Origin of the sequence: Leifsonia sp. SIMBA_070 (genome assembly GCF_046534635.1) — a bacterium.
Lineage (GTDB): Bacteria > Actinomycetota > Actinomycetes > Actinomycetales > Microbacteriaceae > Leifsonia.
This window is the reverse complement of sequence record NZ_JAWRYK010000001.1, coordinates 677,859-702,972: the sequence shown is the minus strand read 5'-3', so window position 1 is coordinate 702,972 and position 25,114 is coordinate 677,859. Positions and strand designations below refer to the sequence as shown.

The window sequence follows — 25,114 nt, the reverse complement described above, 5'->3', positions numbered from 1 at the left end:
GAGACATGCTACTTGTTCAGCCCCCGCGTTCGACCTGTGGAGGCTGAGAGGCGCCTGGATGAACGTCCGATGGCGACCGCCGCCCGGGCGGTCGCCATCGGCGTGGTGTGAGGAGAGCCCGTCAGCCGAGCTTCCGCGCAGCGGTGGCGACCTCCTGCAGCTCGTCTGCCTCGTCGTCGAGGGAGATCACGCCGTAGTCCCAGCCTTTGCGGCGGTACACGACGCTGGGACGCTTGGTCTCCTGGTCGACGAAGAGATAGAAGTCATGACCGACCAGCTCCATGTAGTAGAGCGCGTCGTCCACGGTCATCGGCACGGAGGCGAAGACCTTCTTGCGGATCACGACGGGGCAGTACTCCTCCTCCGCCTCCGCGGTCTCCTCCGTCTCATCGGATACGGCCGGCGTCGCTCCGGTGCGGACCTGGTCGAGCACGGCCACAGGAGCTGCCGCGAGGCCGACAGCGCTGAAGCCGTCGGTGCTCGCCTCGCGCAGCGAGGTCGGTCTGTGCTGACCCCGGTGCACCTTCCTGCGATCCTTCGCTCGGCGCACCCGCTCCAGAAGCTTTCCCAGGGCGATGTCGAAGGCAGCGTATTTGTCCTGCCCCGTCGCCTCGGATCTCACTGTGGCCTTCGGCCCCACGAGAGTCAGCTCGACGCGGTCGTCGCCGTTCGGGCTGCCCAGCTTCTCGTTGTGGCGGCTGACCTTGATCTCGAACGAGATGGCTCGTTCGGCCAGGTGTGCGACCTTCTCCGATTTCTCGGTGGCGTACTCCCGGAAGCGATCAGTGATGCCCAGGTTGCGTCCGATGATGTTGATGTCCATGGAGACCTCCCTGATCCGGCGCGATGACCGCCCGGTTGAGGAAGGGCGGATCGCTCGCGCCTTTTCGACTACCGTAGTGCGCCTTCTGCGGTTAAGAAACAGGAAAACAGGCGGCATTCCCGGTGCGTCCGCTGAGCGGCCGCTGAGAGCCGGCACCGGACCGAAGCGGCGTCCGGGCGATCGCCGCCACCCCGGCTACGCGTCCGCCCGCCTCCCGGATCGCTCTGGCCGACTCCGCGACGGTCGCCCCGGAGGTGACGATGTCATCGACGATCAGGCAGTCACGGCCGGCGAGACGGCGGGAGGCCACGATGCTGCCTGCGCGATTCCCCGAACGCTGGTCGAGGGTGAGCCCCGCCTGGTCGGCCGTCTGCCGGGAGAGCCGCAGGGCGCCCCAGAGCGGCGGCACCAGGATGTGGGCGCGGGCGAGCACGGATCGGGTGGGATGGTAGCCGCGCCGACGCCAGGCCGCACGAGTGGACGGGACGAGCACCGGGAGCAGCGCCGCGCTCCCGTCGCGACGCTCGGCATCTCGCTGGGCCTCGACGACGGCGCAGCGCAGCGCGCGTGCGAGAGCACGCGCCACGTCGGTCCGCCCGCCGTCTTTGTAGGCGAGGAGCACTCGCCTCGCCGTTCCGTCGTAGTGCAGCGCCCACCATAGCGGGATCCCGTCGAGTTCTTCCCGCTGCGCAGCCGGATGCAGTGCCGCGAGGCACTCGTCGCACAGCGTGCGGTCGGGCCGGCCGCAGCCGGCGCACCGCACAGGGAGGACGATCGCCGCAGCGTCGAGGAGGGACTCACGGACCAGGGTGTGTGCTGTCATGGTTCGAGCTTCGCGGGCTCGGCGGCGCCGCGGGCCGCGAGCGGCGAATCGGTGGAGAACCCGGTCCTAGGGACGGGCTGTGGACAGGACTACGGCTGTCCCTGCTGCACCGCCACGGCCGACACCTTGTCCAGTTGCGCCTGCCAGCCGGTGCCGGTCGGGGCCAGAAGCGTGCCGTCGTCACTGAGGACGACATACGGCGCAAGTCCCGCCGCTCCGACGATGGTGCGCCCGCCCGCCGGTCCCGAGGTCGTCGTCTGCTCGCCTCCCACCGACTGCTGCGCGATGCTGGTCGCCTGACCGGTGGTCGTGCTCAGCACGGCGATGGTCAGGTCGCTCGTCCACGAGATGGATTCCGCCCCGGAGGCGGGCACAGCCAGCTCGATCGGCTCGGTGAGCGAAGTCGGCGATCCGTTGCCGCCGCGGACGATTCCCGCGCCCATGAGGGAGTAGCCCGTCGCCGTGCGCAGCAGCGCTGCGACGCGGGTGCCGTCACGGGAGACCGCCAGCGCCAGGATGGCCGTGGCGTTGGGCCACGTCACGGCCACCGCGTGCGCATCCCCGCCGTTGGCCGCTGCGACCTGCACAGCGTCGGGCGACGCGCCCGGCACGGACCAGACCCAGCCGTCCGTGTCGAGCGACGGACCGATGAGCCCGGGCCGGCCGTCCACGCGCACGGGATCGCCGGTCTTGCGCACCGAGTACACCCCCGCCTGGGACAGCACCGCCGCCTGGTCACGCGAGGCGCTCAGGGTGATCGCGGTCGGGTGCAGAGCCGCCACCTTCTCGCTCAGCCCGCTGAGACCGGTGACGGTGTCGCCGTTCAGCGGACCGAAGACATCCCCGTGCGCGACGTACGCGCGCGAGTCGACGGGCGGGTTCCGGAGGGGGGCCGCCGCGGCGCTCAGCGACGGGACCTGCTGGGTGTTGCCCTCGATCGACAGCTGCACGCTCTGGGCCAAGCTGCCGAGGGACTGCTCCAACTGGTACTGCATCCTCTGCAGCTGGCCCGGATCCGCTTGCCCGGCCTCCGAGCTGAGGTCCACGTGCGCGACGCCGCCCGATGTGGTCACCGAGGGCACCGCGAGTTGCGTGCCCTTCGGGAAGGCCGTCACGACCGCGCCGTTCAGCCACGCCACGGGACCGGCGAGCAGCGAGCTGGCCACGCGGGTGGCCGCGGACGCGACCCGCGCGGGGAACCAGCGCGCGTCAGGCACGAGGTAGGAGTAGCCCGGGCTGAAGAAGTACAGCGTCTGCTGGCTGTACACCGCACGGAACGTCGGCTCGTCGATGACGACGCCGTCCGGGGCGACGGAGATCCGCCACTCGCCGTTCTCCTTCGAGAGCTGGTAGTTCAGGCCGACCGGAGCCGTGCTCGCGACCGGACGGTAAGCGCCGACCGCGTCCACGTTGGCGACGGGTGTCACATCCACCCGCCACAGCGACCCCTGGTCTTCGTAGGAGCGGTTCCGGCCGTCGTCGACGGTGACGGACTCGTCCGGGTTCCAGTTCGCCGCCATCGAGTGCGTGAGGTACTCGCGGGCGATCTGGAAGTTGTTCTTCGGGCTGGAGGCGGCGTCGATGAAGCCCTGCACGATCCGCTGCGGGCTGGCGCCGTTCTCGGGCGGCGACGGGTTGAAGTCGAGGTCGAGCGGGTCGTTCACCTGGGCCACCGGGCCGCCCTGGCGCACAGGCCCTGAGTCGGGGATGCTGGCGCAGGCGGCGAGCGCGGCGAGCACCAGCACGGTCATGGCCGCGAGGAGGGTGCGGACCGGCGCGGTCCGTCGGCGTCCGTTCATGCGCGCGCCTCGCTTCCGGTGCCTGCCTGCTGCGGCATCGTCGCCCCCGCGTCCGCGGGCGGGAGCGGCAGCGGAGAGCCGGTGATCTCGCGGCCGGTGACGCGCGGGAGGGTGAGCCGGAAGCAGGACCCCGCGCCCGGAGCGGACCACACCTGCAGCCAGCCGGCGTGCAGCGTCGCGTCCTCGAGGGAGATGGCGAGCCCCAGTCCCGTGCCGCCGAGCGTGCGCTTTCGGGACGGGTCAGCCCGCCAGAAGCGGTCGAAGACGTGCGCCATGTCCTCCGCGCTCATCCCGATCCCGTAGTCGCGGACGGTGAGCGCGATCGCGCTCTCGTTGCTGTCGACCGTGACGATGACCGGCCGGCCCTCCCCGTGCTCGATCGCGTTGCCGATCAGGTTGCGGACCACCCGCCGGATGCGCCGCGGGTCCATCGGCACGTCGAAGTAGCCACCGGGCGCGTCGAGGGCGAGCTCCGACCCGTTCTGCTCCGACAGGGTGCGCAGCTCGTCCACGCAGTCCTCGGCCAGCCGGACGAGGTTGGTGGGCTCGGCGTCGAGCACGACCGACCCGGCGTCGTACCGGCTGATCTCGAGCAGGTCGGACAGCAGCCGGTCGAACCGCTCGACCTGGGTGTGCAGCAGCTCGGCCGTGCGGGCGGTGGCGGGCGGGAACGCCTCCCGCTGGTCGTAGATCACGTCACCCGCCAGCCGGATCGTGGTGAGCGGGGTGCGGAGCTCGTGCGACACATCCGACACGAAGCGCTGCTGCAGCTGCGACAGCGTCCCCAGCTGGTTGATCTGGCTCTGGAGGCTGTCCGCCATCCCGTTGAACGAGCGGGCGAGCGTCGCGAAGACGTCCTCCCCGCGCTCGGGGATGCGGACGGCGAGATCTCCCGCAGCCAGCCGCTCGCTGGTGCGCGCGGCGACCCGGATCGGTTCGACCACGAACCGCACGATCACCCAGGTGATGGCGCCGATGAGGAGGATGAGCGCCAGCCCGGCGAGGAGCAGGGTGTTCTGCACGAAGAGGAGGGTGTTCTCGGAGTCGCGCAGGTTGTAGCCGATGTACAGTTCGTATTTGCCGTACGACGGCAGGGTCAGCTGCGAGCCGACGACGATGCCGGGATCGGTGTCGCCGGTGCCCGCCGGGAGCGCGACCGACTGGTAGAACTGCTTCGTCCCTCCGCTCTGCACCTTGGCCCGCAGCTCGTCCGAGATGACGGAGTTCATGGCGGGGCTGCCGCGGTCGGGCGGTGCGAGCACGCCCGTGTCCTGCCCGGGCACCCGATAGGCCGCCACCAGCCGGCTGGACGTCGACGCCTGCACACTCTGCAGCACAGTGTTGAGGAGGTTCTTGCCGCCGTCCCCGGAGGAGACGTCCGACGCGTTGAGGGTCGACTGGGCCGTGGTGGTGGCCCGGCTGGAGTCGCGCAGTGCCTGGTCGAGGCGCGACTGGTAGAGGTCGTTGCTGATGCTGAGCGCCATGTAGACGCCGGTGACGAGGATGGCGACGCCGGTCAGCAGGAGGGTGATGGCGACCGTGCGGAGCTGCAGCGAGCCGCGCCAGAGGCGCACGAGACGGGACGGCGCCTGCCGCCACTCGTCCCGCGTCGGCCACCGCAAGCGCATGAGGGTCTCCGCGCTACGCGACCGCGCCGGCGCGGTAGCCGACGCCGCGCACGGTCATGACGATCTTGGGGTTGTCCGGGTCCTGCTCGACCTTCGCCCGGAGCCGCTGGACGTGCACGTTCACCAGCCGGGTGTCGGCCTTGTAGTGGTAGCCCCAGACCTGCTCGAGCAGCATCTCGCGCGTGAACACCTGCTGGGGCTTGGACGCGAGCGCGAGCAGGAGGTCGAACTCCAGCGGCGTGAGGGCGATGCGCGCGTCGCCGCGGCGCACCTCATGACCGGCGACGTCGACGACGAGGTCGCCGACCGTCAGCTCGTCGGACGGCGGAGCGGTCGGGGTGGGGCGCAGCCGCGTGCGGATGCGCGCGACGAGCTCCTTCGGGTTGAACGGCTTCACCATGTAGTCGTCGGCGCCGGACTCCAGCCCCTTCACGACGTCGGCCGTGTCGGACTTCGCGGTCAGCATGATGATCGGGGTGCCGGACTCGGCACGGATGCGGCCGCAGACCTCGATGCCGTCGAGGCCAGGGAGCATCAGATCGAGCAGCACGAGGTCGGGCTTTGCGGACCGGAACGTGTCCACGGCGAGCGATCCGTCTTCGCAGAAGACCGGGTCGAATCCCTCCGTGCGCAGCACGATGCCGATCATCTCCGCAAGCGCGGTGTCGTCGTCGACCACCAGGATGCGACTTGTCATGTCGGACGTCTCTCCGAACCCCTCTCGAGCGGCCGTGGCCGCGGACAACATGATCAGCGTAATGGAGCAGGCTGCTACCGGCTTGAATGAAACCATGACGTGCCCTGTGGACGGGACATCGCTCGCCGGGCCGATGTGCCAGCATGGGACCATCGCACGACGCGGGGGACGGAAGGGCACGGCGTGACCGACGAAGAGAACTGGCAGGCGCCGGGATCGCAGGGGCCGTCCGGGCAGGAGGGGCAGCAGCCCCCGCAGTACGGGCAGCAGCAGCCCCCGCAGTACGGCCAGCAGCAGCCCGGTTGGCAGCAGCAGTACGGTCCCGCGTACGCGCAGCCCGGCTGGACCCCGCCACCGAAACCGGGGCTCATCCCGCTCCGTCCGCTCACCCTCGGGCCCCTGCTGGCCGCACCGTTCCAGGCGCTGCGGCGCAACCCGCGGATCACGGTCGGCGCGGCGCTGCTCCTGCAGGGCATCCCCTCCATCGTGGTCACCGTGCTCGTGGCCGGCGCCATCGCACTCCTGGTCGGCCGCTTGGTCTCCGGCGACATCAGCGATCAGCCCGCGCTGCGTGCCGGCCTGATCGGCGGCACGGTCGTCCTCGGGGTGCTCTCGCTGGTCATCACCAGCATCTTTAGCGCACTGCTGCAGGGCGTCATCGTGGGCGATGTCGCCCGCGAGTCGTTGGGTGAGAAGCTGACCTTCCGTGCCCTCTGGCAGCTGATCCGCGGCCGCATCGGCGCCCTGATCGGCTGGACCCTGCTGTTCGCCCTCGCCTGGATCGTCGCCCTCGCCCTCGTCGCCGCGATCGTCGTGGCGCTGGCGATGCTCGGCGGTCCTGCCGGCACCATCGGCGCCGTGCTGGTCGGCATCTTCGGCGGTCTCGGGCTGATCCCGCTGGCTGTCTGGATCAACACCAAACTCGCGATGGTCCCGAGCGCGATCGTGCTGGAGCGCCTGCCGCTCCGGGCCGCCGTCCAGCGCTCCTGGCGGCTGACGAACGGCTACTTCTGGCGCACCTTCGGGATCATCGCGCTGGTCGGCGTGATCGTGTACGCGATCACGCAGGTGATCGGCATCCCGTTCGGGCTGCTCGGGGGCTTCCTCGGCGGCGTCTTCGCCCCGACCTCGGCGAGCTCGAGCTCGGGGGAGACGATGACGCAGCTCCTCGTCACCCAGCTCAGCGTCAACGTCCTCGCGAGCATCGTGACCTCCATCGTTGGAGCCATCGGCAGCGTCATCCAGACCGCAGCCGTCTCGCTGCTCTACATCGATCTGCGGATGCGCAAGGAAGGGCTCGACCTGGAGCTGGTGCGATTCGTGGAGGGCCGGCAGACCGGGCAGGACCTGTCCGACCCGTACCTCCCTCCCGCTCAGCGACCGCAGCAGTTCCCGCAGCAGCCGCCGGCCGGGTGGCAAGCCGGCTGATCGTGATCCACGTCGACATCCCGGTGGACCCGAGCTCGCCGGAGGCGCAGGAGTGGCTGCGCGACGAACTGGCGCGCCCGGAGTACCAGGCCGCCAAGCCGACGTGGTTCGACCTCGCCTCGAAGGCGGTGCAGGACTGGCTGGCGTCGCTCTTCCAAGGGCCGGGCGGCGATGCGGGTCCTGTGCTGCTGCTCGTCGTCGTCCTCATCGTCGCCGGCCTCATCGTGACCGCTTTCTTCGTCTTCGGGCGGCCGCGCCTCAACCGGCGCTCCTCGCTCGAGCGGCGCTCCCTCTTCGGCGCCGACAGCTCCCGGACCCCCGCCGAACTGCGCGCGGCGGCCGAGAAGGCCGCCCGGGCAGGCGATTGGGTCCTCGCCGTCGAGGAGCAGTTCCGGGCCATCGCGGCCGGACTGGATGAGCGCACCCTGGTGCAGGTGACGCCGGGAACCACCGCCGCCGAGTTCGCGCAGCGCGCCGCAGCGGTCGTTCCGGAGGAGAGCGAATCCCTCCGTCAAGCGGCCCGCTCCTTCGACGAGGTGCGCTACCTCGACCGCCCCGGTACGGAGGCGGCGTACCAGCAGCTGGTCGCGCTGGATCAGCGGCTGCAGAGGGCTCGTATCCAGGTTCCGGGGGTGCTCGCATGAGCGCGCCCGCCCCCGTACGGCAGAAGGAGGCCGACACCGCCCGCGCGGATGCTCCCCCGCCCGCCGACGCCCGTGCGGTGTCCCCCACCGTGCGGCGGACCGCCCGCCGCGCAGTGCCCTGGCTCGTGCTCGCGGCGATCGCCGTCCTGATCGCGTTCTTCGGCATCCTCCTCACCGGTGGCCGCACAGGGGCCGGCACGCCGCTCGACCCCGCGAATCCGGCGCCGGGCGGTGCGAAGGCCGTCGCCCAGGTACTGCGGGGGCAGGGTGTCGCCGTCCAGTCCGTCACCACGCTGGCGGAGGCCCGCTCGGCCGCGGCGGACGACGCCACCGTCCTCGTGTACGACCCTGACGCCAACCTCCCCGCCTCCGGATACCGGGCTCTCGCCGGCGACGGCCGGACCCTCGTCGTCGTGGAGCCGGGTTTCCGGGCCTTGGGGACCATCGCGCCCGACATCAGCGCTGCAGGCGAGCCGCGCGGACCGGTGTCGGCCGGCTGCGGAGTGCGAGCGGCCGAACGCGCCGGCCGCATCGACCCGCGCAGCATCACGGACAGCCAGACCCCCGGCCTCCCTGGCACGTACCGCGTGACCGGCGACGGCGTGGCGTGCTTCACCGATGGATCGGGGCGCGCGTCCCTCGTCCGCACGTCCTTCGACGACTCCACCGTCTATCTGCTCGGCTCCTCGGCCGTGATCAGCAACGAGGGGGTGGACCGGCTGGGCAACGCCGCGCTCGCCCTGAACCTGCTCGGCGGGCACCGCACGCTGGTCTGGTACCTCCCGTCGCTCGGCGACCGTCCGGTCACCGGCCCTCCCGACATCGCCGCGCTGACGCCAGGATGGGTCACCCCCGTCGTCCTGCTGCTGATCGCGGTGTTCCTCGCGGCCGCGATCTGGCGCGGCCGGCGCTTCGGCCCGCTGGTCGTCGAGAACCTGCCCGTCGTGGTGCGCGCCGGCGAGACGCGCGAGGGACGCGCGCGGCTGTACCAGCGGTCGTCCGCGCGGCTGCGCGCAGCCGACGCCCTCCGGGTCGGGACGATCGGGCGGCTCTCCCTGCTCGTCGGCCTCCCGTCGACCGCGACGACGCACGAGGTCGCGGACGCGGTCGCGGCGGTCACGCGCTCCCCTCGCGCCCTGGTGGCGGATGTGCTCCTCGACCGAATCCCCACCACCGACCGCGACCTCCTCGCCCTCTCGGACGACCTCGCGCAGCTCGAACGCGCGACCGCGGTCGCCGTCTCCCCCTCTGCTGCACCGCCCGCCCCGGGCCCAACCGGAAGAATGGATGCATGACCGACGTCACGACCGGAACCTCCCATCCGCCGACCCCCGGCCCCGCCGCCGACGCTCAGCGGCTGCGCGCCGCCCTCGCGGCGGTCCGCGCCGAGGTGGGCAAGGCCGTGGTCGGCCAGGATGGCGCCGTCACGGGCCTCATGATCGCCCTCCTCGCGCGCGGCCACGTGCTGCTCGAGGGCGTGCCCGGCGTGGCCAAGACGCTGCTGGTGCGCTCGCTCAGTCACGCGCTCAGCCTCGACACGAAGCGCGTCCAGTTCACGCCCGACCTGATGCCCGGCGACGTGACCGGATCCCTGGTCTACGACGCGCAGACCGGCGGGTTCGTGTTCCGGGAGGGGCCGGTGTTCACGAACATCCTGCTGGCGGACGAGATCAACCGGACGCCTCCGAAGACCCAGTCGGCACTGCTGGAGGCCATGGAGGAGCGGCAGGTCAGCGTCGACGGCGTCAGCCGCCGCCTGCCCGACCCGTTCATCGTCGCGGCGACCCAGAACCCGATCGAGTACGAGGGCACCTACGCGCTGCCCGAGGCGCAGCTCGACCGCTTCCTGCTGAAGCTGACCCTCGACGTTCCCGAGCGGGACACCGAAGTGGAGGTGCTGCGCCGTCACGCGGCCGGCTTCAACCCGCGCGACCTCACCGCCGCGGGCGTCACACCGGTGCTCGGCGCCGCGGACCTCGCAGCGGCCCGCGAATCGGCGGCGGCTGTCGGCGCCAACGCCGACGTGCTCGCGTACATCGTCGACCTGGCCAGGGCGACCCGGCGCAGCCCCTCCGTCCGGCTGGGCGTCAGCCCCCGCGGAACCACGGCGCTGCTCGCGGCCGCCAAGGCGTGGGCGTGGCTGTCGGGCTACGAGTCGATCACCCCCGACCACGTGCAGGCGATGCTCCTGCCGGTCTGGCGGCACCGCATCCAGTTGCGGCCGGAGGCGGAACTGGAGGGTGTCGGGGCGGACGCGATCCTGCGCTCCATCGTGCAGCAGGTCCAGGTCCCGATCTAGGCCGCCGCGTGACCGTATCCGGACGTTTCGTCGCCCTGCTCGCGCTCGGCGTCATCCCCGTCGTGCTGCTCGGCGCGCGGGATGCGACGGCGTACGCGGCGCTCGGCGGGTGGATCGTGCTGTCCGTGGCGCTCGGAGCGGTCGACCTGATCCTGGCCGCCTCCCCCCGGAACGTCTCGTTGCAGCGCAGCCTCCCGGCACGCGTGCGTCTGGGCGCCGAGGCGGCGTCCGAGCTGTACGTCACCAATACCGGGCGGCGCGTCCTGCGCGGCGTCGTCCGCGACGCCTGGGAGCCCTCCGCCGGAGCGGAGCCCAGCCGGACCCGGGTGAGCATTCCGGCCGGGGAGCGGCGCCGGCTGGTCTCGTCGCTGCGACCGTGGCGGCGGGGCGAGCGCCGGGTCGGCACGGCGACCATCCGCTCGTGGGGACCGCTGCACCTGTGGGCGCGGCAGGCGACCCTGGAGGCCCCCGGGCGCATCCGGGTGCTCCCTCCGTTCGCCGCCCGCAAGCACCTGCCGTCCCGGCTGGCGCGGCTGCGCGAGCTCGAGGGCAGCACGACTGTCCTGCTCCGCGGCCAGGGCACCGAGTTCGACTCGCTGCGGGAGTACGTCCGCGGCGACGACGTGCGGTCCATCGACTGGCGGGCGACGGCGCGGCGGCACGACCCGTCGGGTGGCCGCGGCGCGCGGGTCATGGTGCGCACCTGGCGCCCGGAGCGCGACCGCCGTGTGGTGATCGTGATCGACTCGGCCCGCACCTCCGCCGCCCGGGTCGCCGACGAGCCACGTCTCGACACGGCGTTCGAGTCCGCCCTGCTGCTGGCCGCGCTCGCGTCGCGCGCCGGCGACCGCGTCGACCTGATCGCCTTCGACCGGGTCATGCGTGGGCGCGTCCAGGGGGCGAGCGGTCCCGAGCTGCTGTCCAGGATGGTGGATGCGATGGCCGGCATCGACCCGGCCCTCATCGAGATGAACTGGTCGGCGGTGCCCGCACAGGTGGCGTCGGTGACGTCGCAGCGGTCGCTGGTCGTCCTCCTCACCTCGATCGAGTCGCCCGGCGGCTCCCGCGGACTGCTCTCGGTGCTCCCCCAGCTGACGGCCAAGCATCTCGTGGTCGTCGCGAGCGTCACCGACCCGGACACCCTGGAGGCGACCCGGCAGCGCACGGACCGCGAGGCGGTGTACCGGGCGGCTGCTGCCGAGCGGTCGCTGCTCGACCTCAGCCGGGTGTCCGCGGCCGTCCGGCGGCTGGGTGGCGATGTCGTCACCGGCGCCCCCGCCGATCTGCCGCCCGCGCTTGCTGACCGCTATCTGGCCTTGAAGGCGGCCGGGCGGCTCTGACGGTCTCCGGCCTCCACAGCCTCCACCGCCTCAGCCGAAGAGCCGAAGAGCCGAAGAGCCGAGACAGCCGGTCAGCCGGCGACGATGCGCCGCGCCCCTGCCTCGTACTCGGTGAGGTCGCCGGTCTCGCCCGCGCGGACCGCGCGACGTCCGAGCACCAGCATGTAGGTCAGGAATGCGGCCAAAGCGAGCGCGCCGATCCCGATCTTCGCCCAGACCGGGAGGCCCGACGGCGTCACGAATCCCTCGATGAGGCCCGAGACGAACAGCGAGATCGCGCAGCCGACCGCGACGGTGAACAGGGCGCGCCCGTCTTCGGCGAGCGCCTGACCCCGCGTACGCGCACCCGGCGCGATCCAGGACCAGAAGATGCGGAGACCCGCCGCCGCGGCGACGAAGACGCTGGTGAGCTCCAGGAGGCCGTGCGGCACGATGTACGAGAACAGGATGTCGCCGCGGCCGTACGCGAACATGACGCCGGCGGCCGTGCCGACGCCGATGGCGTTCTGGATGAGCACATACGGCACGTAGACGCCCGTGATGCCGAAGGCGATGCACTGTGCGGCGATCCAGGCGTTGTTCGTCCAGACCTGACCGGCGAACGAGGCCGCCGGGTTGTTCGAGTAGTAGTCGATGAAGTCGTGCTCGACGTAGCGGCGCAGGTCGGCGTCGTCGCCCAGGTTCCGCAGCACGTCCGGGTTGCCGGTGATCCACAGCGCGTACAGGGTGGCGATGATCGCCGTCGCGACGGCGACCCCCAGCACGATCCACCTCAGGCGGTACAGGGCCGCAGGCAGCTGCAGCACGAAGAATCGGGGCACCTGCGAGAACAGATTGGATCCCGCGCCGGTGAAGCGGAGGCGCGCCGACGACAGGGCGAGCGAGAGGCGGTCCCCCACCGCGGTCGCGCCGGCGCTCGTCTGGATGGCCGACAGGTCGGCCGCCCCCGACTGGTACAGGTCGATCAGCCGGTCGGCCTCCGCGCCCTCGAGGCGTCGCTTCGCAGCCAGCCGGGAGAGCTCCTCCCAGTCGGCGCTGTGCGCGGCGGTGTATGCGTCGAGGTCCATCTGCTTAGATGCTATCTATGACGGAGGCCCGGGCGGGGAGCGTGTCGCAGGACGAGCGCGAACTGTTCACGGGCGAGGCCGTCGCCCTCGATGTGAAGCCCGCAAGCTACATCCTGCGGGCGGCGGGGACCATCATCGACTGGCTGACCTACATGCTGGTCATGTTCGGCTGCATCCTGCTGCTCGCGGCCACCGGTGGAGGCCTCGACGAGGCGCTCGCGCGCGCTCTGGTCGTGCTCATCCTGGTGTTCGGGACGGTCATCCTCCCCACCACCGTCGAGCTCGCCTCCCGCGGTCGGTCGCTCGGGAAGCTGGCCGTCGGCGCCCGGATCGTCCGCGACGACGGCGGTGCGATCGGCTTCCGGCACTCCTTCATCCGGGCGCTCGTCGGTGTGCTGGAGATATTCATGACGGTCGGGGCGATCGCGGCGCTCACCGGCCTCCTCAACGCCCGCTCCAAGCGGCTGGGCGACCTGGTCGCGGGCACCTACAGCCAGCTGGTGCGCGTTCCGCGGCCGACGCCGCTCACGCTCTACCTGGCCCCGCACCTCACCGACTGGGCGAGGACGGCGGATGTCGCGCGGTTGCCCGACCGCCTCTCCCGCCGGATCGCGCAATTCGTCCGGCAGGCGCCGGACCTGACGCCGGCCGCCCGGCTCGGCCTCAGCACCGAGCTCGCCCGCGAAGCGGCGCCGTACGTCTCGCCCCTACCGCCGGTCGACGCGGAGACGTTCCTCGTCGCCGTCGCCGCGCTCCGCCGCGAGCGCGACGCGCGCGGACTGGCGCTCGAACGGCAGCGGCTGGAACGCCTCGACCCCGTACTCGGCGCGCTGCCGCACGGCTTCCCCGACCGCTGACGACCCGCCGCTGACGGAATGAGCCTCTCAGCGATCCGCCGCCTGAATCCGCCGACCCCAGGAGTCCCGTGCCTCACCGCCCTCGCATCGTCGACCTCAGCCACCCCATCCGTGCCGGGCTGGTCACCTATCCCGGACTCCCGGCGCCGACCATCACTCCGCATCTCACCCGTGAGGCGTCGCGCTCGGTCTACGCTCCGGGCACCGAGTTCGCGATGGATGTCATCACGATGATCGGCAACACCGGCACCTACCTCGACAGCCCGTACCACCGCTACGCCGAGGGGCCGGACCTCGCCGGCCTCGACCTGTCGACCCTCGTCGGTCTCCCCGCCGAGGTCGTCCACGTGCCGTCAGGAAGCGGCCGCGGCATCACCGCCTCCGCGCTCAGCGGGATCGGCGCGCCCGGCGGCGCGGTGCTGCTGCACACCGGCTGGGACGAGCACTTCGGCTCCCCCGCCTATGCGGAAGGTGCGCCGTTCCTCACCGAGGAGGGCGCCCGGCTGCTCGTCGGCGCGGGAGTGGCGCTCGTCGGCATCGACTCCCTCAACATCGACGACACCGAGTCGGGCGGCACACGCCCCGCCCACAGCCTCCTGCTCGCCGCGGGCATCCACGTCGTCGAGCACCTGACGAACCTCGCAGCGCTCCCCGAGCGCGGTGCGCGGTTCACTGCTGCGCCGCCGGCGATCGAGGGGTTCGGCACGTTCCCGGTGCGCGCCTTCGCCGAACTCCCGGACTGACGCCGATCACCGCGACCGGCCGGTCAACTCGGCGGTGACGCCCTAGGCCGCGCCGCAGCGCCGGCACGCGCCGGGCGCCTCCCGCATCGCACCGCACTCCGGGCAGACGGAGGCGAGCCAGCACGCCGCGTCGCCGCCCTCCGGCTCTTCCGACTCTTCCGACTCCTCTCCCCAGGCGGCGGGCGAGGGGATGGCGGAGCCGCGTGCGCCCAACGGCTCGCCGATTCCGAAGTAGTGGCGGAAGCTGTAGACGATCGGCTGCCACGCCAGCGGGTCGATGTGGTCGCCGTCGCGGACGATCCGGGGGTCGGCGTGCACGCGGACGACCTCGGCCTCCACGATGGCGTAGTCACCGGTCACGCCCGGCGTCACCCGCCGCACCTGCGCCTCGAGCTGCAGCAGGCACTCGCGCACCCGCGGCGGGTCGACCACGTCGGAGGGCTGTGGTGTCAGCCCCGCCGCGGCGAACTTGTCCGCGCTGTGCGCGTATCGGCCGGCCTTCGCCTCCGGGACCTCGGCCCGGCCGGTCACGTCGGCGATGCGCTCGACCGCGCGCCACAGCGGCGGCGACGGGAAGTTGACCGTGATCTGCGGGCGTTCGCGAATGTTCGTGAGCGTGTGCCCGTCGGTCTCCAGCCCGAGGGCGAGCATCCTGCCGAGCGCCCAGTACGAGGAGGCGGGCGCGAGGTTCGCACTGCCGTCGTCATTGCGGGACGCGAGCAGGAGCACCGGCGTGCCCACGTAGAGGATCGCGGGATGGACCACGCGGTGCCCGCCGTCCTCGTCCGGAAGGGGTTGCAGCTCCATCCGGGCCTCCTCACAGACGGTGCGGAAAAATTCATTGCGCAATCGCAAAGGTTGCGCAACACTTATTATATCGACGTGGCGACACGCCGCTTCCCTCTGGAGGTGCGGAATGTCCGATGACACGATCCCTGTCCTCGTCCGAGGTTGGGGGCTCAAGCGCAGGAGCGGTCTGTGGGGCGAGTGCCTCGCGGAGTTCCTCGGAACATTCGTCCTCATCGCGTTCGGCGACGGCGTCGTCGCGATGGCTGTCGCCGCGCTGCCGGGGTCCGGCCGCACCGAGGGCCCGACGACGTTCTTCCTCGGCGCAGGCGACTGGCTGCTCATCACCTGGGGCTGGGCGATGGCGGTCGTGTTCGGCATCTACGTCGCCGGCGGCGTCAGCGGCGCGCACCTCAACCCGGCGGTGACACTGGCGTTCGCGGTGCGGCGCGGCTTCGCCTGGGTGAAGGTGCTGCCGTACATGCTCTCGCAGTTGCTCGGAGCCTTCGTCGGCGCTGCCCTGGTGCTCGGGGTGTACGCCGCGGCGATCGGCGCGTTCGACACCGCGAGCAAGCCCCCGAAGGTGAACGGGCACACGCTCGCCTCCTTCTCGATCTTCGCCACCTTCCCCGCCCCGTACTACAACGGGAACATGTGGGGGCCGCTGTTCGACCAGATCGTCGGGACGATGTTCCTCGTGCTGCTCGTCGTCGCGGTCATCGACCTGCGGAACACGGCCGTCCAATCCAACCTGGGACCGCTGATCATCGGCTTCGCGGTCGCCGCGATCGGCATGTCCTACGGCGCCAACGCGGGCTACGCGATCAACCCCGCCCGTGACCTCGGCCCGCGGCTCCTCGCCTGGATCGCGGGATGGGGCGACCTGGCGGTGCCGGGGAACGGCCCGTGGTTCAGCGGGTACATGTGGGTGCCCATCCTCGGGCCGCTCATTGGCGGTGTGATCGGCGTCCTGGTCTACGACCTGTTCGTCGGCGACATCCTGCACGCCCGGCTGCTGCGCGCCGGCCGTGCCGCCCCCGAGCTGGCCGGCCCCCCGTACCAGCCGCCCGGGCCGGACACCGAGGAACCCCAGGCGCGGCCCCCCGCCTGACCTCCGCCCTGACGCCCGCCAGGTCGCCCGCTCAGTCGTGCAGGATGCGCTGGAACAGCACGTGGTCCTGCCAACGGCCGGCGATCTGCAGGTAGTTCGGCGCGACTCCGATGCGCTCGAAGCCCGCCCGAGTCAGAACCGACTGCGACGCATGGTTCGCCAGCAGTGTCGCGGCCTGGATGCGGTGCAGCCCGTACTGGTCTCTGGCCGCCTCGATGACGGCCACCAGCGCCGCCGACGCGAGACCGCGCCCGGTGTGGTTGCGGTCCAGCCAGTAGCCGACGGTCGCGGACTGGAACGCTCCGCGCACGATGCCGCTCAACGTCATCCCGCCGGCGATCTCGTCGCCCTCGACGAGGACGAGCGGGAGCCCGGCATCCATCTCGCGCAGCGCCAGCAGCTCGCGGGTCTGCTGCAGCTGGCCGTCCTCGGTGAAGAAGTCCTCGGTCCGGGTCGGGTCCCAGGGCGCGAGGTGGCCCCGGTTGCGCTGATAGGCGGCAGCGAGCGCCGGGGCGTCGCGCTCCGCACGCACCCGCAGGATGAGGCCGCCGGGGAGCTCCCGGTCGGCGAAGTCGAGTGCCATCAGTAGCGGTAGTGGTCGACCTTGTAGGGCCCGTCGACCGGCACGCCGATGTAGGCGGCCTGCTCGTCGGTCAGCGTGGTGAGCTCCACGCCCAGCGCGTCCAGGTGCAGCCGCGCGACCTTCTCGTCCAGGTGCTTCGGGAGCACGTACACGCCGACGGGGTAGTTCTCTGGCGACACGTAGAGCTCGAGCTGGGCGAGCACCTGGTTGGTGAACGAGTTGCTCATCACGAAGCTGGGGTGCCCGGTCGCGTTGCCGAGGTTCATCAGGCGGCCCTCGGAGAGCACCAGGATGCTGCGGCCGGTCGGCAGGCGCCACTCGTGCACCTGCGGCTTGATCTCGACCTTCTCGGCGCCCGGGAGCGCTTCCAGCGACGCCATGTCGATCTCGTTGTCGAAGTGACCGACGTTGGCGACGATGGCGAGGTGCTTGAGGCCGAGGAGGTGGTCCAGCGTGACGACGTTGAGGTTGCCCGTTCCGGTGATCAGGATGTCGACCTGATCGATCACGGACTCGAGGCGAGCGACCTGGTAGCCGTCCATCGCGGCCTGCAGCGCGTTGATCGGGTCGACCTCGCTGACGATGACCCGCGCACCCTGGCCGCGCAGCGCCTCCGCCGCGCCCTTGCCGACGTCGCCGTACCCGGCGACGAAGGCCACCTTGCCGCCGATCAGCACGTCGGTGGCGCGGTTGAGACCGTCCGGGAGCGAGTGGCGGATGCCGTACTTGTTGTCGAACTTGCTCTTGGTGACCGAGTCGTTGACGTTGATCGCCGCGAACAGCAGCTGGCCGGCCTTGGCCAGCTCGTACAGGCGGTGCACGCCGGTCGTGGTCTCTTCGGTCACACCGAGGAGGTCCGCGGCGATGCGGGTCCAGCGGTCCTTCGACTGCGAGAGCGACGCGCGGAGCGCAGCGAGGATGACGCGGTACTCGTGGCTGTCGCCCTCCGAGTCGTCGGGAACGGCGCCGGCCTGCTCGAACTCGCGCCCCTTGTGCACGAGGAGGGTGGCGTCGCCGCCGTCGTCGAGGATGAGGTTCGGGCCGAGGTAGTCGGCGCCGTCGGCGGCGGCCTCCTCCGACCAGTCGAAGATCTGCTGGGTGCACCACCAGTACTCGTCGAGCTTCTCGCCCTTCCAGGCGAACACCGGCACACCGGCGGGGGCCTCCGGCGTTCCGTGCGGGCCGACGGCGATGGCGGCCGCCGCCTCGTCCTGCGTGGAGAAGATGTTGCAGCTGGCCCAGCGGACGCGCGCGCCGAGCGCCACGAGGGTCTCGATCAGCACGGCGGTCTGGACGGTCATGTGCAGGGAGCCGGCGATGCGGGCTCCGGCGAGCGGCTGGGCGTCGCCGAACTCGGCGCGCAAGGCCATCAGCCCGGGCATCTCGTTCTCGGCGAGGCGGATCTGGTGTCGTCCCGCTTCGGCGAGGGACAGGTCGGCGACCTTGAAGGGAAGGGCGGTCGAGGTGGGTGCTGGCATGCCCCCATTCTGGCATGCCGCTCCCGCCCGCCGCCCGGTGCCGATTCGTGACGAATGTGGCAATCGGCGCCGCCGGAGCCCCGATTCGTCACGAATGTGGGTTCAGCGCGCGGCGGCGATTCGTGACGAATGTGGCGAATGGCAGGGTCGAATCCCCGATTCGTCACGAATCTGGGAATGAGATCGAGGGGGTGGAGGGAGGGTCAGCTGCGGATGAGCGCGAGGACCTCGTCGCGGATGCGCGCCATGGTGGCGTGGTCGCCGGCCTCCACGTTGAGCCGCAGGAGCGGCTCGGTGTTGGAGGGGCGGACGGAGAACCACCAGAACGGCTCGTCCTGGCCGACCCGACCGGTGACTGTGAGGCCGTCGAGCTCGTCGAACTCCGCGCGGTGGGCGAACGCCTCCACGACGCGAGTGAATGCCGCGGGGACGTCGGCGACGGTCGAGTTGATCTCGCCGGACATCGCGTACGGGGTGTACTCGGCCGCGAGCGCGGAGAGCGGGCGCTCCTGGGCGCCGAACTCGGCGAGCAGGTGCATCGCGGCCAGCATCCCGTTGTCGGCGCTCCAGAAGTCGCGGAAGTAGTAGTGCGCCGAGTGCTCCCCGCCGAACACGGCGCCGGAGCGTCGCATGGCGTCCTTGATGAGGGTGTGGCCGACCCGGGTGCGCAGCGGGACGGCTCCTGCCGCCTCGATCGTCTCCGGCACGATGTTGGAGGTGATCAGGTTGTGGATGACCGTGATCTCGGCGTCCGGGTCCTCCCGGCGCGCCCGCGCGATCTCTCGCACGGCGACGATGGCGGCGACAGCGGACGGGGTGACAGCGGAGCCGCGCTCGTCGACGACGAAGCAGCGGTCCGCGTCGCCGTCGAAGGCGAGCCCCAGGTCGGCGCCGTGCTCGACCACCGCGCGCTGCAGGTCGACCAGGTTCTTCGGCTCCAGCGGGTTCGCCTCGTGGTTGGGGAACGTGCCGTCGAGCTCGAAGTAGAGCGGGACGATCGTGATCGGAAGCGCCGGGAGCCCTGCGGCCTCGCCGAGCACCGCGGGGACCGTGAGGCCCCCCATGCCGTTCCCGGCATCCACGACCACGGTGATCGGGCGGATCCCGCTCAGGTCGACCAGTGACCGCAGGTAGGCCGCATACCGGTCGAGGACATCCTCCTCGCGGAACGATCCGGTGGTCGGCGCCGTCGGGATACCGTCACGCAGGTACGCGTCTGCGCGGTCGCGGACCGCGCCGAGCCCGGTGTCCATGCTGAGGCCCTGCGCACCGGCGCGCGACAGCTTGATGCCGTTGTAGGTGGGCGGATTGTGGCTCGCCGTGAACACCGCGGCCGGAGCTCCGAGCGACCCGGACGCGAAGTACGACTCGTCGGTGGAGCACAGCCCGATCGAGACGACATCGGCGCCCCGGGCCTGCGCGCCGCGGGCGAACGCGGCGGCGAAGGCCGGAGAGGAGTCGCGCATGTCGTGTCCGACGATGACGTCCGTGCCCGACGCATCCACTTCGTCGACGAAAGCTGCGGCGATGGCCTCGACCACATCCTCCGTCAGATCCGACCCGACCAGCCCGCGGATGTCGTAGGTCTTGACGATCGACTGGAGACGGGGATCCCGGGGCGTGCTCATGGCCCTAACCTACCGCGACGGTCGGCTCAAGCGTCGGTGACGCCGACGTGGCGCACGATCTGCCAGCCCTGCGGCGCAGACAGCCGCTCGGCGTGGATGGCGCACAGGTCGTAGGAGTGCGGTTCGTGCGACAGGCTGAGCGGACCGATGACCGCCATGGAGTCCGCGTAGACGTAGGTGAGCGTCTGCACGGCGTCTCGCGGGCACGCGACTCGGGAACACGGACGGCTCAACATTTGGCCCTGAGCCTACCGGAGGGCCGCGGACGTAGGATGGCGACATGCCCCGCAATCGCTGCACCAGCAGTCAGCCGCCGGCGACGAGCCGCTGGCGGAGCCGCCATGGCCGGGGTGCGCGCGGCCCGGTGACCGGTCCGCATCTGCCGATGCTGCAGAACCGGATCGACTTCTTCGACATGACCGTCGCCTCCACCGCCGACTACCTCAAGGGGGTCTGGCCGGAGGAGCTGGCCGACGTGCACTTCGAGGTCGCGGCGACCCCGATCGGCAACTCCGGCGACGACGGCGTGGACCGCTGGCGCGTGGATGCGGGCCGGCGTCGCATCGTGCTCTACCGGGTGCCCATCCAGCGCCTCACGAAGCTTCACCGCGACGACGAGCTGCACCGGCGGATGTACATCGAAGGCTGCGTCTTCCGTGCCGTTGCCGAACTGCTCGGCAAGGACCCGTGGGATCTGGCGCCGGACCGCTACCGGCACTTCTGAGACGGGCCTAGTTCGGATACACCGTGATCGGCGCAGCGAGCGGTCCGGGAGGCGTCAGCGCGTAGCTGGTGGAGCGCCCGTCGGTCGCGAAGCTGATGCTGGCGGTCAGTCCGTCGGCGCCGGTCAGCCGGTAGGTGCCCGGCTTCAGCTGCGTGCCCGCTCCCCCCTCCGCCGGGACGGTGAGCTTCATCGGCGAGCCGCCGCCGTCCAGGCTCTGCACCGTCACGGTCCGGTCGGCTTCGCCCGGATTCGCGACGTGCAGGGTCGGGGTGTACCCGCTCGGCACGGCGGCGAGGGTCTTCTGCAGCAGCGGCTGGGCCGACGAGAACCAGGTGAAGTCGCGCGTCTTGCTCCCGATCACGGAGGTGCGCGCCGCCACGACCACCGGGACGCTCGAGTTCACGGTGACCGTGTAGCTGCCGTCCTTCAGGTTGTCCAGGGGGATCTCCGCAACGGTTCCGGCCTTCACCGTGGTCGCGTAGGAGTTCCCCGCGGCCGTCCCCGTCTCGCCCACTGCGCCGACCGTCACCTGGGCGTCCTTATCGCCCGGCACCAGAAGGCGCACGACGGGGAAGTCGACGCCGACGCCTTCGGCCGACTGTGCGCCCTCGATGGCGCTCATCGAAGCGAGGGTGACGCCCGGGATGATCTGCTGCCGTCCTGGGGCGCCGGTCGCCCCGACGATCTCGGCGCCGCGCGGCTGGATGCCCTGCTCGAAGCTCTGCTGGAGGGAGGCGACGACCTCCCCGCCCGATGTGGTGACGTGAACCACAGGAGCGGAGGCGGACGGCGCCAGCCCGGCGAGGGCCACGACCTTCTGTGCCCCTGCCGGGACGATGATGCCGGTCGCGCCCGGAGCGCTTACCGGGCCGGACTCCGTGTAGATCGCAAGGTCGACGGTCGCGTCCACGGCGCTCGGATTCGCCAGCAGCACGAGGCTGGTCTGGCCGAGGGCGGTCGAGCCGGCGGCCAGCCAGGTGTCCGCACTCGGCTCGGCGCACGCAGCGGCGGCGAGTCCGGCGAGGTCCTCTGCTGCGGCGTTCTGCAGCTGCGCGCCGGCGATCAGCGGAGGCGTCTTCGCCCCCTGGGGCGTGGATACGGTCGCCAGCAGCGGGGCCTCGTCACTGGATTCCGCGTCGGCGTCCGGCTTGAGCGTCTGGGTACGGACGTCCGCTCCGTCTGCGTCGGTGACCGTCGTGGCCTCCCCGACGGAGCTCGGGCGGGTCGCAGCGCCGGCATCCGCTGCGAGCTGCAGCAGCGGACCGGGGCAGACGCGCTGCTGGTCCGCCGGAACCGGCGTCACCGTCTGCGCGGGCGCGCCGATGGCGAAGTCCGGAAGCGGCAGCAGCGTCGCGCCTCCGATCGCCACGACGGCGAAGGCGACGCCGACGAGCCCACCGGCGGCACGGATGCCGATGCGCGCGAGTCCCTTGCGGTCAGCCACGGTCGCCTCCTTCGAAGCTGCGTCGGGGTCGGATGATGGTCTCCTCGAGGCCGTCCTCGAGCGTGGTGGGGCCGGGCGGCGTGGTCACGCGGTCGTCCGCGTGTTCCGGTCCGGCCGCCGGCTCCGGCTCGGCGACAGGCTCCGGCCCGGCCGCCGGCTCCTCCGCCGCCTCCTGCGCCTCGTCCTCCTCGGCGGACTCGACGACCGCCTCGTCGTCGGGCTCCGCCTCGTACTCGTCCAGGCTCTCGTCGGCGACGCCGTCTCCTGCGCCCTCTGGTGTCTCGGGTTCGTCGTCCGGCTCCACAGCGCGCTCTGCGCCCTTCCGGCCGCGCGGCCGGCGAGCGCTCAATTCGGAGACGCGGTCGGCGGAGCGCGACGTCGGGATGGCCAGCAGCAGCGTCACGCCGATGACCAGTCCCTGCACCACCAGGACGAGCACCCGCCACAGACCGCCCGCGTCGACGGGGATCTGCGCCGCCTCGGGAACCGCGGACGTTGCCCGGTCGAACGCCCACAGCCGTCCCGTTCCGGTGGCGCCCACCGGCGCGAGCAGCGGGTTCGCATCCATTGCGACCTCGGCACGCGAGCGGGTGGCATCGGCGGCCGAGGTGTCCGTCGACCCGAGCGCAGTGGCCGAGGGCGTCAGCAGGACGAAGTCGACGCCGAGCCGCTTCAGCTCGGCGGAGGCGTCGTAGCCGCTGCGCGAGGACAGGTTGCCGGCGAGCTGAGCGAGGTCCCGCTGACCGGGCGTGAGCGCGCGCTCGGTGTTCGCCAGGGTCGACTGCCGGTCGAGCGTGTCGCCGCTGCCGCGGACGATGTCGGCGCGGATGCCGCCTCCCGGCTCCGGGACGATCCGCAGCGTCCCCGCGCGCGGCTGCGTCGCCGCCTTCGCGGTCACCACGGCAGGGAGGGTGCGGCCGTCGCTCTCGACGACGGCGGCGTGCCCGTTCAGGGTCGCGATGCCGACCGGGACCGCTGCAACGGCGAGCGTGACGATCGCGACCCAGGCCGGGTAGACGGCGGAACGCCCGATCGCCGACAGCGCGAGCACCGCCGCTCCGATGAGACCCAGCCAGTACAGGCTCACCGCGCTGCCCGGCCAGATCGGGACGACGGTGCCGCCGGAGGTCGCGAGCTGCAGGTGCAGCGCCAGGACCGCCGTGAGGAAGCCGGCCAACGCGACGAGCAGCGCGATGATCGCGCGGACCGTCCCGCGCAGGAACAGCGCGAGGATGGCGAGGATGCCGAGCGGGGCGAGCAGGATCGGCACGAGGATGGTCGCGGACGCGGCGGGCAGGTGCAGGCTCGCGGCGAGCTCGTGCCAGCCGCCGAGTGTGCCGTCCGGGAAGCCCAGCGCGAGCTGCCACGCGGGGGTCTGCCGAGCGTCGAGCGGGACTCCGGGGTCGGCGAAGATCGAGAGCCAGGCGCCCCGCGAGATCTGCTGCCAGGCGAGCGGCGCGAACAGGACGACGGCCGGGAGCGGGATGAACGCGATTCTGGCAGCCCGCCGGCCGCCGAAGGCGATGGCGGCGATCCAGGCGACGACGAGCGCGGGGATGAGGATGGGCGCGCACGCGACCGTCGCGGCGGCGAGCAGGGCCGTCGTGGCGCTGGCGGCCCAGGACCGCCGCGCGGCGAGCCCCGCGAAGAACAGCCACGGCAGCAGGACGTGGGCGAGCACGGCCGCCGGACGACCGCCCTGCAGGGCCACCAGGACCGTCGGGGCGAGCGCGTAGGCGAGGGCGCCGAAGGCGCGGAGCATGCCGCGCGTGGTGAGGCGCGCGGCGGCCAGCCAGGCGCCGAGCGCCGCGAGTGGCAGTGCGACGATCCACAGCACCACGAGCGACAGGGACGGCTGCCAGAACGTCAGGGTGCCCAGCACGGCGAGCACCGCGGAGAACGGGTCGGCGGCTCCGGTGAAGCCCAGGCTCACGTCACGCCAGCCGTAGCCCAGGTTGGCCCAGAGCTGTCCGACCGAGGTGTCGAGCGGGAGCAGACCGCCTCCGCTGAGGGCTCCGGACCCGATCAGCGGGAAGAACAGCGCGAGCCCGACGAGCAGGGCCGCCAGCACCGCCCATCCCCCGCCGGTGCCGAAGAAGTCGAGGTCCTGCCGCTCGCCCTGCTGCCGCACCAGCGCGGCCTCGCGCTTCAGTGCGCGGGCGCGGCGCACCTCGGCGAATGGGATGCGTAGCGGCGCGACGGCCGCCCATCCCACTTCGCGCGCGGAGGCCAGCCTCCGACGTGCGTTGCTGACGGCGAGCCCCGAGAATGCGACGCGGAAGGCGGCCCCCAGCTCGCCTCCGATCGACCCCGGCTCCTTGCGCAGCAGCCGGACGAGCCCGCGGAGGATGGCGAGCGGGACCAGCGTCAGCCAGTGCAGCGGCACCGTCCAGCCGGGCGCGTACGCCATCCGCCGATGCAGCTGGGCGCGGCGCCGCTCCCCCGCCAGCCGACGGCGCACGCTCCACTTGGGCGAGAGGTTCGGTCCGGCGAGGCCGTCGCCGGCGATCGCGACGCGCGCGTGGGCGACGAGGGTCACCCGGAACCCGGCGAGGCGGGCGCGGGTGCAGAAGTCCAGTCCGTCGTCCACGTTCGGGAGGGCGGGGTCGAAGCCGTCGAGGCGCTCCCAGAGCGCCTGGCGGACCAGCATCCCGGCGCTGGACACGGCCAGCACGTCGCTGAGACCGTCGTGCTGCGCCTGATCGAGCTCGTTCTCGACCAGCGGGAGGGAGGCGCCGAACGGCGTCATCGCCTCCCCGAACTCGCGGATGAAGGCAGGGTCGTCCCAGTCGACGAGCTTCGGCCCGACGACGGCGACCGAGGGAGAGACCTCCAGGGCGGCGAGGAGGGCCTCCAGCGCCTGCGGCTCGGGGGCGGTGTCCTGGGCGAGGAGCCACAACAGCTGGTCGGGTCCTGCGGTGGGGGGCAGGACCCGGACGGCGGCGGCGACCGCAGCGCCGAACGGGAGCTTCTCGGGGAGCGAGATCAGCTGGGTGGGCTGCGCCTCGGTCAGCAGTCGTGCGGCGTCGTCCGGCGACGCGCAATCGACGGCGATCACGGCGTCCGGTCGACGGGTCTGCTCCGCGAGGGCGTCGAGAGTGCGCTGCAGGTGGGGGCCGCCGCTCTGGGCGACGACGATGGCGGTGACTCTCGGATACATCGCCAGTCAGCCTAGGTTGGGGTCGCGCCGATCCCGTCTTTGGCTCGGGCGC

The 25,114-nt window shown here is 71.9% G+C and carries 22 protein-coding genes; 9 read left to right on the top strand and 13 right to left on the bottom strand.

Translation table 11 applies throughout. The features are described from left to right. Positions 1 to 121: 121 nt before the first annotated feature. The 5 genes from hpf to mtrA form a co-directional block, all read right to left on the bottom strand. A complete protein-coding gene (gene hpf / locus SB754_RS03125) occupies positions 122 to 823 on the bottom strand; it encodes a ribosome hibernation-promoting factor, HPF/YfiA family (RefSeq protein WP_410780896.1) in 702 nt (233 codons plus the stop codon). Between the two features lie 91 nt (positions 824 to 914). Further along, positions 915 to 1,646 (bottom strand): ComF family protein, encoded by a 732-nt coding sequence (locus SB754_RS03120; protein WP_410780895.1) that lies wholly within the window; start codon positions 1,644 to 1,646, stop codon positions 915 to 917. Positions 1,647 to 1,735: 89 nt separating this feature from the next. After that, complete coding sequence (locus SB754_RS03115) at positions 1,736 to 3,445, bottom strand: LpqB family beta-propeller domain-containing protein (RefSeq protein ID WP_410780894.1); 1,710 nt, start codon at positions 3,443 to 3,445, stop codon at positions 1,736 to 1,738. Beyond that, positions 3,442 to 5,073, bottom strand: a complete 1,632-nt coding sequence (gene mtrB, locus SB754_RS03110) for an MtrAB system histidine kinase MtrB (protein WP_410780893.1) — start codon at positions 5,071 to 5,073, stop codon at positions 3,442 to 3,444. The genes SB754_RS03115 and mtrB overlap by 4 nt, the downstream gene beginning before the upstream one ends. Before the next feature lie 13 nt (positions 5,074 to 5,086). Then, entirely contained in the window at positions 5,087 to 5,770 is a 684-nt protein-coding gene (gene mtrA / locus SB754_RS03105; RefSeq protein WP_410780892.1) for an MtrAB system response regulator MtrA, read from the bottom strand. 183 nt (positions 5,771 to 5,953) lie between these two features. Between mtrA and SB754_RS03100 the strand changes: the two genes are divergently transcribed. From SB754_RS03100 to SB754_RS03080, 5 genes are read left to right on the top strand one after another with little or no spacing between them, the layout of a single operon-like run. Continuing rightward, positions 5,954 to 7,198, top strand: a complete 1,245-nt coding sequence (locus tag SB754_RS03100) for a hypothetical protein (RefSeq protein WP_410780891.1) — start codon at positions 5,954 to 5,956, stop codon at positions 7,196 to 7,198. A 2-nt stretch (positions 7,199 to 7,200) separates the two neighbouring features. Continuing rightward, on the top strand, positions 7,201 to 7,842 hold the full coding sequence (locus SB754_RS03095) for a DUF4129 domain-containing protein (RefSeq protein WP_410780890.1): 642 nt from the start codon (positions 7,201 to 7,203) through the stop codon (positions 7,840 to 7,842). Further along, positions 7,839 to 9,137: a DUF4350 domain-containing protein gene (locus tag SB754_RS03090; protein WP_410780889.1), complete on the top strand. Its 1,299-nt coding sequence runs from the start codon at positions 7,839 to 7,841 to the stop codon at positions 9,135 to 9,137. The genes SB754_RS03095 and SB754_RS03090 overlap by 4 nt, the downstream gene beginning before the upstream one ends. Next, the gene (locus tag SB754_RS03085; RefSeq protein ID WP_410780888.1) at positions 9,134 to 10,141 is read left to right on the top strand and encodes an AAA family ATPase; all 1,008 of its coding nucleotides are present in this window, start codon (positions 9,134 to 9,136) and stop codon (positions 10,139 to 10,141) included. Before SB754_RS03090 ends, SB754_RS03085 begins: the two co-directional genes overlap by 4 nt. Positions 10,142 to 10,149: 8 nt before the next feature. Then, positions 10,150 to 11,481 (top strand): DUF58 domain-containing protein, encoded by a 1,332-nt coding sequence (locus SB754_RS03080; RefSeq protein ID WP_410780887.1) that lies wholly within the window; start codon positions 10,150 to 10,152, stop codon positions 11,479 to 11,481. Positions 11,482 to 11,552: 71 nt separating this feature from the next. On the opposite strand, the gene SB754_RS03075 is transcribed toward SB754_RS03080, so the two are convergent. Continuing rightward, positions 11,553 to 12,548, bottom strand: coding sequence for a stage II sporulation protein M (locus tag SB754_RS03075; RefSeq protein ID WP_410780886.1), 996 nt, complete (start codon positions 12,546 to 12,548; stop codon positions 11,553 to 11,555). Between the two features lie 17 nt (positions 12,549 to 12,565). Between SB754_RS03075 and SB754_RS03070 the strand changes: the two genes are divergently transcribed. Both SB754_RS03070 and SB754_RS03065 read left to right on the top strand, forming a co-directional pair. Beyond that, on the top strand, positions 12,566 to 13,405 hold the full coding sequence (locus tag SB754_RS03070) for an RDD family protein (RefSeq protein ID WP_410780885.1): 840 nt from the start codon (positions 12,566 to 12,568) through the stop codon (positions 13,403 to 13,405). 68 nt (positions 13,406 to 13,473) lie between these two features. Further along, entirely contained in the window at positions 13,474 to 14,148 is a 675-nt protein-coding gene (locus tag SB754_RS03065; protein WP_410780884.1) for a cyclase family protein, read from the top strand. Between the two features lie 42 nt (positions 14,149 to 14,190). On the opposite strand, the gene SB754_RS03060 is transcribed toward SB754_RS03065, so the two are convergent. Next, the gene (locus tag SB754_RS03060; RefSeq protein WP_410780883.1) at positions 14,191 to 14,955 is read right to left on the bottom strand and encodes a flavin reductase family protein; all 765 of its coding nucleotides are present in this window, start codon (positions 14,953 to 14,955) and stop codon (positions 14,191 to 14,193) included. A gap of 109 nt (positions 14,956 to 15,064) precedes the next feature. On the opposite strand from SB754_RS03060, the gene SB754_RS03055 reads away from it, so the two are divergent. Continuing rightward, positions 15,065 to 16,045 carry an MIP/aquaporin family protein gene (locus SB754_RS03055; protein WP_410780882.1) on the top strand — a complete coding sequence of 327 codons (981 nt, stop codon included), beginning with the start codon at positions 15,065 to 15,067 and terminating at the stop codon, positions 16,043 to 16,045. 31 nt (positions 16,046 to 16,076) lie between these two features. On the opposite strand, the gene SB754_RS03050 is transcribed toward SB754_RS03055, so the two are convergent. The 4 genes from SB754_RS03050 to SB754_RS03035 all read right to left on the bottom strand — a co-directional run bounded on the left by SB754_RS03050 (position 16,077) and on the right by SB754_RS03035 (position 19,970). Then, positions 16,077 to 16,628, bottom strand: a complete 552-nt coding sequence (locus SB754_RS03050) for a GNAT family N-acetyltransferase (RefSeq protein WP_410780881.1) — start codon at positions 16,626 to 16,628, stop codon at positions 16,077 to 16,079. Then, positions 16,628 to 18,106, bottom strand: a complete 1,479-nt coding sequence (gene ahcY / locus SB754_RS03045) for an adenosylhomocysteinase (RefSeq protein WP_410780880.1) — start codon at positions 18,104 to 18,106, stop codon at positions 16,628 to 16,630. The genes SB754_RS03050 and ahcY overlap by 1 nt, the downstream gene beginning before the upstream one ends. A 203-nt stretch (positions 18,107 to 18,309) precedes the next feature. Further along, the gene (locus SB754_RS03040) at positions 18,310 to 19,734 is read right to left on the bottom strand and encodes a phosphomannomutase/phosphoglucomutase (RefSeq protein ID WP_410780879.1); all 1,425 of its coding nucleotides are present in this window, start codon (positions 19,732 to 19,734) and stop codon (positions 18,310 to 18,312) included. Positions 19,735 to 19,760: 26 nt separating this feature from the next. Next, a complete protein-coding gene (locus SB754_RS03035; protein WP_410780878.1) occupies positions 19,761 to 19,970 on the bottom strand; it encodes a DUF3499 family protein in 210 nt (69 codons plus the stop codon). A gap of 44 nt (positions 19,971 to 20,014) precedes the next feature. On the opposite strand from SB754_RS03035, the gene SB754_RS03030 reads away from it, so the two are divergent. Next, positions 20,015 to 20,458, top strand: coding sequence for a metallopeptidase family protein (locus SB754_RS03030; RefSeq protein ID WP_410780877.1), 444 nt, complete (start codon positions 20,015 to 20,017; stop codon positions 20,456 to 20,458). Positions 20,459 to 20,465: 7 nt separating this feature from the next. Here the strand turns inward: SB754_RS03030 and SB754_RS03025 are convergent, their stop codons facing one another. Continuing rightward, positions 20,466 to 21,902 (bottom strand): DUF5719 family protein, encoded by a 1,437-nt coding sequence (locus tag SB754_RS03025; protein WP_410780876.1) that lies wholly within the window; start codon positions 21,900 to 21,902, stop codon positions 20,466 to 20,468. Continuing rightward, entirely contained in the window at positions 21,895 to 25,062 is a 3,168-nt protein-coding gene (locus SB754_RS03020) for a glycosyltransferase (RefSeq protein WP_410780875.1), read from the bottom strand. Before SB754_RS03020 ends, SB754_RS03025 begins: the two co-directional genes overlap by 8 nt. Between the last annotated feature and the right edge of the window lie 52 nt (positions 25,063 to 25,114).